This is a genomic window from Mycobacterium sp. UM_CSW (assembly GCF_000455205.1).
GTDB lineage: Bacteria > Actinomycetota > Actinomycetes > Mycobacteriales > Mycobacteriaceae > Mycobacterium.
Genome location: NZ_AUWQ01000106.1, coordinates 46,567 through 55,863, shown reverse-complemented (window position 1 = coordinate 55,863; position 9,297 = coordinate 46,567). Strand labels below are relative to the sequence as shown.

7 protein-coding genes are annotated in these 9,297 nt (G+C 70.5%); all 7 read right to left on the bottom strand.

The annotated features are described in order from the left end of the window. Positions 1-151: 151 nt before the first annotated feature. The 7 genes from N415_RS26985 to mfd all read right to left on the bottom strand — a co-directional run bounded on the left by N415_RS26985 (position 152) and on the right by mfd (position 9,208). Positions 152-1,096: a Ppx/GppA phosphatase family protein gene (locus tag N415_RS26985; protein ID WP_193376512.1), complete on the bottom strand. Its 945-nt coding sequence runs from the start codon at positions 1,094-1,096 to the stop codon at positions 152-154. Then, entirely contained in the window at positions 1,090-1,578 is a 489-nt protein-coding gene (locus tag N415_RS26980) for a DUF501 domain-containing protein (RefSeq protein ID WP_068188304.1), read from the bottom strand. The genes N415_RS26985 and N415_RS26980 overlap by 7 nt, the downstream gene beginning before the upstream one ends. Next, the gene (locus tag N415_RS26975; RefSeq protein WP_068188301.1) at positions 1,571-2,191 is read right to left on the bottom strand and encodes a septum formation initiator family protein; all 621 of its coding nucleotides are present in this window, start codon (positions 2,189-2,191) and stop codon (positions 1,571-1,573) included. The genes N415_RS26980 and N415_RS26975 overlap by 8 nt, the downstream gene beginning before the upstream one ends. An 11-nt stretch (positions 2,192-2,202) precedes the next feature. After that, positions 2,203-3,492, bottom strand: coding sequence for a phosphopyruvate hydratase (eno, locus tag N415_RS26970; protein WP_068188299.1), 1,290 nt, complete (start codon positions 3,490-3,492; stop codon positions 2,203-2,205). A gap of 44 nt (positions 3,493-3,536) precedes the next feature. Then, a complete protein-coding gene (locus N415_RS26965) occupies positions 3,537-4,265 on the bottom strand; it encodes a lytic transglycosylase domain-containing protein (RefSeq protein WP_142282192.1) in 729 nt (242 codons plus the stop codon). A 184-nt stretch (positions 4,266-4,449) separates the two neighbouring features. After that, positions 4,450-5,496: a nucleoside triphosphate pyrophosphohydrolase gene (locus tag N415_RS26960; RefSeq protein ID WP_068188297.1), complete on the bottom strand. Its 1,047-nt coding sequence runs from the start codon at positions 5,494-5,496 to the stop codon at positions 4,450-4,452. 49 nt (positions 5,497-5,545) lie between these two features. Then, positions 5,546-9,208 carry a transcription-repair coupling factor gene (gene mfd / locus N415_RS26955; protein ID WP_068188295.1) on the bottom strand — a complete coding sequence of 1,221 codons (3,663 nt, stop codon included), beginning with the start codon at positions 9,206-9,208 and terminating at the stop codon, positions 5,546-5,548. Positions 9,209-9,297: the final 89 nt, after the last annotated feature.

Sequence of the window (9,297 nt, the reverse complement as noted above, 5' to 3'; positions counted from 1 at the left end):
TTTTAGTGAGTCAACGCGGCCGCCTCCGCGCGGGTACTGATGGGGCGGATGTGACTCAGCCGGCGATCGACCGCGACGGCGGAATTTTGTCGCTATGAGGCGGGCACAAAGGGTGCCGCCTCCGCGCGGGTACTAATGGGGCCCATGTGACTCAGCCGGCGATCGACAGCACGATGCCGTCCAGGATGTCGTGTTCGCTGACGATCAACTCGTCGATGCCCGCGCGGGCGCGCAGCTCGCGCGCCAACTCCTCCACCACGATCGCGCCGCCGCCGATCACATCGGCCCTACCCTCGTGCATCGGCGGCAACGCGGCGCGCTGAGATCGCGTCATCCCGATCAACCGCTCGCACACCGCCAGCAAACCACTGCCTGGCACGCGCGAAAGATGAATGGCCGCAGAGTCATACGCCGTCATGTTGTGCGCCAACGCGGACAGCGTCGTCATCGTGCCGGCGAGCCCGACCCAGGTGCGCGCCCCTTCGACGTCCACCACGCCCAGCGCGACCTCCAGCCGCTCGCGCACCACCTCTCGGGCGGCCGCCACCTCGTCGGGCGTGGGCGGGTCGGAGTGCAGGCAGCGCTCGGTCAGCCGGACGCATCCGATGTCGGCCGAGTAGGCGGCCACCACCCGCTCGCTGCCGAGCACGATCTCGGTGGAGCCGCCGCCCAGGTCGACGACGACGAAAGGTGCGGCAGCGCTGTCCAATTCGCCGACAGCACCGTGAAAAGAAAGCGACGCCTCCTCCGCGCCGCTGATCACCTCGGCCACCGCACCGGGCAACACCGCACCCAGCACCTCGGCCGTCATCGCAAAGAACACATCGCGATTGGCGACATCACGCGCCGCCGACGTCGCCACCATCCGCACTCGCTCAACCCCGTGCGCCTTCAGCAGCGACGCATAGTCGGTCAGGGCGGCGCGGGTGCGCGCGATCGCGTCGGGGGCGAACTCGCCCGTCGCGTCGACGCCCTGCCCCAGCCGCACGATCCGCGTCTCGCGGTGCACGTCGCGCAGCCGGCCGCCATCCGCGTCGGCGATCAGCAACCGGATCGAGTTGGTACCGCAATCGATCGCGGCGAGCCGGCTCACCACTGCCCCGCAACCAAAACGCCGGCCATCGCCGGGTCGTCGGCCAGCACCGACAACGCCTCGTCCCCAAGCGGATTCACACCGGGACCCTTGGCCAGCGAGTGCGCGATCAGCACGTGCAGGCACTTGACCCGATCCGGCATCCCGCCGCCCGAGAACGTCGTGCCCAGCGGTTCGATCGCATCACGTTCGGCCAGATACGATTCGTGGGCCCGCCGATAGGCGGCCGCCAGCTCAGCATCGGTCCGCAACCGCTCGGTCATCTCGCGCATCAATCCCGTCGTCTCGAGTCGGCTCGCCGCCGCGGTCAGCACCGGGTGGGTCAGGTAGTACAGCGTCGGAAAGGGCGTGCCGTCAGGCAGTTTCGGTGCGGTCTTCACCACGCCGGGTTCGCCGTTGGGACAACGGTAGGCGATCTCAAGCACCCCGCGCGGCTCGCGGCCGAGCTGGCGCGCCACCGCTTCCAGATCGCCACGATCAACCACCGGGAGCCATGGGGTTCGGCGGGGCCTCCGGTGGCGGCGGGGCGGCCGGCGGCAGGTGGGGCGCGTCGGCGATGGTGTGCCACAGCGAGGTGTACCACGGGTTGTTGTTCGCCGGTTTCGCCGCGTCGGCGCCGGGCTGCGGGGACGCCGCCGCCGTCGGCGGAAGCTGAACCTGGAACGGAATGTCGCCGGGCATCACGAAACCGAGGCGCTCGCGCGCCTGCGCCGCAATGTATGCCGGGTCGCCGAGCTTGACCTTCTTCTGCTCGAGGTCCGCGATCTGGCGGCGCAGCGCGGCTTCGCTCGCGGCCAGCTGATTCATCTCGGTGCGCTGCGCGAAGTAGGTGCGCACCGGGCCGGCGATGGTCAGCGTCAGCACGCAGATCACCGCGGCCAGCACCGCCGCCCGTCGAGCGGTGAACCCGAGCCGCTGCTCGGAGCGCTGTTCGACGGACTCGGCGACCTGGCGCTTGATGGGCTCGACGACACGCTCCTGCACCGTCCTCTGCGGCGGCGCTGATGGCTTGGCGGCTCGACGGCGCCGAACCGAATCGCCGGCCTTCCCCGGGCGCGATGCCGGGGAGCGGCGTTTCGGATCGGGCTTGGGCGTCAAGCTATTTCAACCTACTTCTGCTCCAGGGCGAACCGTGGGAAGGCCAGATCACCGGCGTAGCGTGCCGCGTCACCGAGGGCTTCTTCGATCCGCAACAGTTGATTGTATTTGGCCACGCGCTCGCTGCGGGCGGGCGCGCCGGTCTTGATCTGGCCGCTGCCGACGGCCACCGCCAGGTCGGCGATGGTGGTGTCCTCCGTTTCGCCGCTGCGGTGGCTCATCATCGTGCGGTAGCCGCTGTGGTGGGCCAGAGCGACCGCGTCGAGCGTCTCGGTGAGCGTGCCGATCTGATTCACCTTGACCAACAACGCGTTTGCCACCCCCTTCTCGACGCCCTCTTCGAGGCGCTCGGGGTTGGTGACGAAGATGTCGTCGCCGACGATCTGCACCCGGTCCCCGATCGACGCGGTCAGCGCCGCCCAACCCTCCCAATCGTCTTCGGACAGCGGGTCTTCGATGGACACCAGCGGATAGGAGCCGAGCAGGCCGGCGTAGAACTCGGCCATCTGCTCGGCGGTGCGCGCGCTGCCCTCGAAGGTGTAGCCGGTGCCGTCGGTGTAGAACTCGGTGGCCGCCGCATCGAGGGCCAGCGCCACGTCCGTCCCGAGTTTGAAACCCGCCAACTCGATGGCGCGGCCGATCAGGTCCAGCGCCGCGGTGGTGCCCGCGACGTCGGGGGCGAACCCGCCCTCGTCGCCGAGCCCGGTGGAGAGCCCCTCCTTCTTCAACACCGACTTGAGCGAGTGGTAGACCTCGGCGCCCCATCGCAGCGCCTCCGCGAAGCTGGGCGCGCCCAGCGGCGCGACCATGAACTCCTGGATGTCGACGCCGGTGTCGGCGTGGGCGCCGCCGTTGAGGATGTTCATCATCGGCACGGGCAAAATGTGCGCGTTCGGGCCGCCGATGTAGCGGAACAGCGGCAACTCGGCGGAATCGGCCGCCGCCTTGGCGACCGCCAGCGAGACGCCCAGGATCGCGTTGCCGCCCAGCCGCGACTTGTCGGGGGTGCCGTCGAGGTCCACCAGAGCCTGGTCGACCAGCCGCTGGTCGTCGGCGGCCAGGCCGATCACGGCGGGACCGATCTCGTCAAGCACGGCCTGCACGGCCTTTCGCACGCCCTTGCCGCCGTAACGCTCACCGCCGTCACGCAACTCGACGGCCTCGTGTTCGCCGGTCGACGCGCCGGACGGCACCGCCGCGCGGGCGAACGTCCCGTCCATCAGAGCTATCTCGACCTCGACCGTCGGGTTGCCGCGGGAGTCGAGGATCTCGCGGGCCCCGACCTGCTCGATAATCGGCACTGGGTTCTCCTTGTCGTCGCTGGCGCCGTCAGCGATACATCCTGCTACAGCGGGTGATGCGCCGCATAAGCGGTCGCCCAGTCCCGCACCGCCCGCGCATAGACGCCGGAGTTGTTGTAGGCCCGCAGCGCGGTGATCCACCCTCGCGGTGTGGCGAGATCTTTTCCACGCCAACACAGGTAACCCGCCGCCGCGAGCGCCGCGTCGTCGATGTTGTCGGGGCTGACGACGCCGTCGTTGTGCGCGTCCACCCCGTACAGCCGCCACGTCTCCGGGATGAACTGCATCGGCCCCATGGCGCGCACCACCCCGGCCTCGCCCTCCGCGCCGTCCTCGCTGTCGACGATGCGCAGCGTGCCCCCGGTGCCGTCCAGGCGAACGCCCCGAATGGGCGGGCTCACGTCACCATTCGGCGACAGCGTCGCGCCCCGGTAGGTGCCGTGGTGGCTTTCGACCTGCCCGATGCCGGCCAGGGTGGTCCACGCGATGTGGCACTTGGGGTTCTCCACCTCGGCGACGCGCGCGGCGTACGCGTAGGCCTCCAGCGCGACGACGGGAATCTCCAACGCCGCCGACCGTTGCTCGGCCCACTGGCGCAACTGGTCCGCGGGCCGCCCGCTCAGGTGAGTGTCCACCGGCGGCACCGGATCCCCCGCCGGCGGCGGCACCCCTTCCGGGATGAACAAGCTCAACTGCCAGGTGCAGCTGGAGGCGAGGATCATGGCGGTCGCACCGATCACGGCGACCGCCCGCAACCAACGCCTCGGCGACACCATGCCCCTCTGAAACTCCCCTGGACTTTCCCTACACAAACTCGACCACGACCATCGTCCCACGCGATTCGGCCGTCCCCGGTCGATTACGGCCCCGCGCCCCCCGATGCGGCGTCGATCGTCAGCCAATTTGGCGTTTGCTACCAGCAACTACGGCCGCGTGACGGCGACACACGGGACCGACCTACTTCCGGCCCCGACGCTTCTTGGAACCACCCTCCGACGCCTTCGGCCGGGCACCGTCGTCCACCTCCGGCTCGGCGACCCCCTCGCCCAACGGCTCGCCGTCGACGGCCAGCGAAGCGGACGGCCAGTGCGCACGCCACTCCTCCTCGGTCACTTCGCCCAGCGGCACCACATCCAGCTCGACCGGCACGTTGTCGCCCCGGCGGCTGGCGACGATCGACCTCTCCACACCGCGGACGGTGTCGACGAACTCCAAAACCGCCGTGCGAAGCGCGCTTTCCGCATCCACATCGGCCGACACGGAGACCGAGGTGATCTCGGCCGGGATCAGGTCGGCGGGCAGCCCCGCCTTCTCGGCGCGTTGAATCACCTTCTGCGCCAACGCCAACGCCGGTTGACCGGTGTGAACATCGTCCATCACCGAATTCCGCGACTTCTCGGCGGCCTTGCGCTCCTCCCACTGCGCCAACTGCTCTTCAAGCGAAATCGACTGTCCCGCAAGCACTCCCGGCACCCGATTGCCAAGCTTGCGCATCAGCGTGACGGCGACGTCGTCGATCGTGAACGGAAGCTGCGGCGCGTCCTCGGCGATGCGAGCGTGAAAGAGCACCTGCAGCAACACGTCGCCGAGTTCCTCGCGCAGCAGGTCGGCGTTGCCGCTCCCCACCGCGTCGAGCAGCTCATAGGTCTCCTCGAGCAGGAACCTGCGCAGCGAGTCGTGAGTTTGCTCACTCTCCCAGGGCCCCGCGGTGCGCAGCTTGTCCATCATCGCGACGGCGTCGACCAGTCGCTCGCCGCGCGGCGTGTCCGGCGCCGAGATCAGGCGGGCCCCGGCGGCCAACCGGGCGACGACGGCGGGGTGGTCGGGATCGGATGACAGCAGCACCGGCGCGTCATCCCCGGAGTGCACGGGCCGCGCGGCGGGCAGCGACCAAGGCACCGCGACCGGCATCTCCTCGGTGTACTGCACCTCGCCGGCGAGGTGCTCGATGGCCTCGACCGGCACCAGCGACGGGCGGCGGGGGTCGAACAAGACGACGATCAAGTGCGCCCCTCCTCCTCATCGCTTCGCTCTGCATCGTCGGCGGCGCGGATCATCTCGCCTGTCGCTCCTCCCCGGACACCGGTGCTGGCTGTGACCCCGTTATACCAACCTCCACCTGTGGCTTTCCCTGCAGCGCCGTCACGAGGTTGGCCACCATCTGCAGCAACTCGACGTCGCGGAGGCGGGGCGCGCCGACACCGCCGGCCCGCGGAATGGGCACCTGGACGGTGGACGTCGTGGCGCGGTAGTGCGCCGCCGGATACATCCGCTTGAGCCGCACCTGCGCCGAATCCAGCAGCGTCACCGGCGACAGCCGCACGGTCGACGCCGACGGGGCCGACACCTCGGTGATGCCGGCGGCGCGGCACAGCAGCCGCAACCGGGCCACGGCCACCAGCCGCTCGGCCGGCTCGGGCAGCGCGCCGTAGCGGTCGATGAGCTCCTCGACCACGGCGCTGACGGCGGCGTCGTCAGCAGCGGCGGCGAGCCGCCGGTAGCCCTCGAGGCGCAGCCGGTCGCTGGCGATGTAATCCGGCGGCAGGTGCGCGTCCACCGGCAGGTCGATCCGCACGTCCTTGGGCTCCTCGGGCGTGGTGACCGTTTCGCCGTCGGCGGCGGCCCGGTACGCCTCCACCGCCTCGCCGACGAGCCGCACGTACAGGTCGAACCCCACCCCGGCCACGTGCCCGGACTGCTCGATGCCCAGGACGTTGCCGGCGCCGCGGATTTCGAGGTCCTTCAGCGCGACCGCCATACCGGCACCCAGCTCGTTGTTCTGCGCGATGGTCGCCAACCGGTCGTAGGCCGTCTCGGTCAGCGGCGCGTGCGGCGGATAGAGGAAGTAGGCGTAACCGCGCTCGCGGCTGCGCCCGACCCGCCCGCGCAGCTGGTGCAGCTGGGACAGCCCGAAGGTGTCGGCGCGCTCGACGATCAGCGTGTTGGCGTTGGAGATGTCCAGGCCCGTCTCCACGATGGTGGTGCACACCAGGATGTCGTATTCGCGGTTCCAGAAGCCCTGCACGGTGCGTTCCAGCCGCTCTTCGGGCATCTGCCCGTGCGCGACGACGACGCGCGCCTCGGGCACCAGCTCACGCACCCGAGCCGCGGCCCGGTCGATGGAGCTCACCCGGTTGTGCACATAGAACGCCTGGCCGTCGCGCAGCAGCTCGCGCCGCAGGGCGGCCGCGACCTGCTTGTCGTCCTGCGGGCCGACGTAGGTCAGCACCGGGTAGCGCTCCTCGGGCGGGGTCAGGATCGTCGACATCTCGCGGATCCCGGCCAGGCTCATCTCCAGCGTGCGCGGGATCGGGGTGGCGCTCATGGTCAGCACGTCGACGTGGGTGCGCAACGACTTGATGTGCTCCTTGTGCTCGACGCCGAACCGCTGCTCCTCGTCGACGACGACCAGGCCCAGGTCCTTCCAGCGCACCCCGGTCTGCAGCAGCCGGTGCGTGCCGATCACGATGTCGACCGTCCCGTCGGCCAGGCCCTCGATGACGGCGCGGGACTCGGCGGCGTCGGTGAACCGGGACAGCCCCTTCACGGTCACCGGGAAGTCGGCCATCCGGTCGGTGAACGTCTGCAGGTGCTGGTCGGCGAGCAGCGTGGTGGGGACCAGCACGGCGACCTGCTTGCCGTCTTGAACCGCCTTGAACGCCGCCCGCACCGCGATCTCGGTCTTGCCGTAGCCGACGTCGCCGCAGATCACCCGGTCCATCGGGATCGGCTTCTCCATGTCGGCCTTGACCTCGGTGATCGCGGTGAGCTGGTCGACAGTCTCGGTGAACCCGAACGCGTCCTCCATCTCGGCCTGCCAGGGGGTGTCCGGCCCGAACGCGTGTCCGGCGCTGGCCTGCCGTTTGGCGTACAGCGCCACCAGCTCGCCGGCGATCTCGCGCACCGCGCGGCGCGCCTTGGTCTTGGTGTTCGCCCAGTCGCTGCCGCCGAGCCGGCTCAGCGCCGGCGCCTGCCCGCCGACGTAGCGCGACAGCTGGTCCAGCGAGTCCATCGGGACGTACAGCTTGTCGGAACCTCCGCCCCGCTTGCTCGACGCGTATTCGAGCACCAGGTATTCGCGCCGCGCGCCGCCGACGGTGCGCTCGACCATCTCCACGAACCGCCCGATGCCGTGCTGGTCGTGCACCACCAGGTCCCCGGCCGTCAGGGCCAGCGGGTCGACGGTGTTGCGCCGCTTGGCCGCCAGCCGTTTGCCCTCGGCGGCCGTGGCCCGGTTGCCGGTCAGGTCCGTCTCGGTGATGACGACCAGGTTGGGGGAATCGCCCGGGATTATCAGGCCGTCGTGCAGCGGGCCCTTGAGCACGCCGACCACACCGGCTTTGGGGGCGGCGCCCGGCTCCAGCATGGCGGCGGGGGTGTCGGACTCGGCAAGCCGCTCCACCACCCGGTGGGCGGTCCCGGTGCCGGGCGCGACGACAGCGGCGTGCCCGCCGGTGCTGACGCGGGCGCGCAGCATCGCGAAGATGCCGTCGATGTCGTGTTGGTGGCCGCGGGCCGACGGCGCCGTCCGGACGTCGAGTTCGACGGCCGACTCGTCGGAGAGTTGGCTCAGCGTCCACCAGGGGTGACCCGACCGGGCCGCCGCTGCGCGCACGTCGTCCAGTTCGGTGAAGCCCGACCCGCCGAACTGCTCCAGGTCGACGGGCGCGTCCGTCCCCAGCGCCGCCACCGACCACGACGCCTCGAGGAATTCGCTGCCCGTCTTGATCAGGTCGGCGGCGCGGGTGCGCACCTTCTCCGGGTCACACACCAGCACCGGCGTGCCCTCGGCCAGTTGGTCGGTCAGCAGCACGTGTTCACCGGGACGCAGCACCGGCAGCAGCGCCTCCATCCCGTCGACCGTGATGCCCTCGCCCAGCTTGGCCAGCATGTCGGTGACGCTGCCGGTGATCGCGGGCTCGGCGCCGGAGTGGCGGGCGGCGAGTGCGGCGGCGCGCTCGCGCACGCCGTCGGTGAGCAGCAGCTCGCGACAGGCCACCGCGATGACCGTGTCGACCTCGATCTCGGGGATGGAGCGCTGGTCGGCGACGGCGAACATCCGCATCTCGCTGACCTCGTCGCCCCAGAACTCGACGCGCACCGGGTGTTCGGCGGTCGGCGGGAAGACGTCGAGGATCCCGCCGCGCACGGCGAACTCGCCGCGCCGACCGACCATGTCCACCCGGGTGTAGGCCAGCTCCACCAGCCGGGCGATGACGTCCTCGAAGGCGACCTCCAGACCGACGCTGAGCGTGACCGGCTCCACCGCGCCCAGCCGCGGCGTCATCGGCTGCAGCACCGAGCGCACCGCCGTCACCACCACCTGCAAGGGCGGCCCCAGCCGCGGGTCGTCGGGGTGGGACAGCCGGCGCAGCACCATCATTCGGGCGCCGACGGTCTCGACGCCGGGCGAGAGCCGTTCGTGCGGCAGCGTTTCCCACGACGGGAAGACCGCCACCGCGTCGCCGAGAACGCCGCGCAGTTCGGCGGTCAGGTCGTCGGCCTCCCGCCCGGTCGCGGTGACGACCAGCAGCGGCCCCAGCCGCGCCAGCGCGGTGGCGACGAATAGGCGGGCGCTGGCGGGTCCGACCAGGCTCAACTCGGCCGGGCGGGCGGCCGCGCTGTCGATCAACTGCTGGAACGTCGGCGCCGTCAGCGCCAGGTCCACGAGCCCCGCGATCGGGGTTTCTGGGCGAGCAGGCCCCGGTCCGGTCATGATGAATCCATTCTAGGGGCGCTTAAAGACGTCAATATTGGCCCCGGCGGCGTCAAGGGATCGTAAGAAAAGCGGCACCGGCCACCGGC

Coding starts and splice junctions, on each gene's coding strand:
- mfd (WP_068188295.1), bottom strand. CDS start 9,208: ATGACCGGACCGGGGCCTGCTCGCCCAGAAACCCCGATCGCGGGGCTC.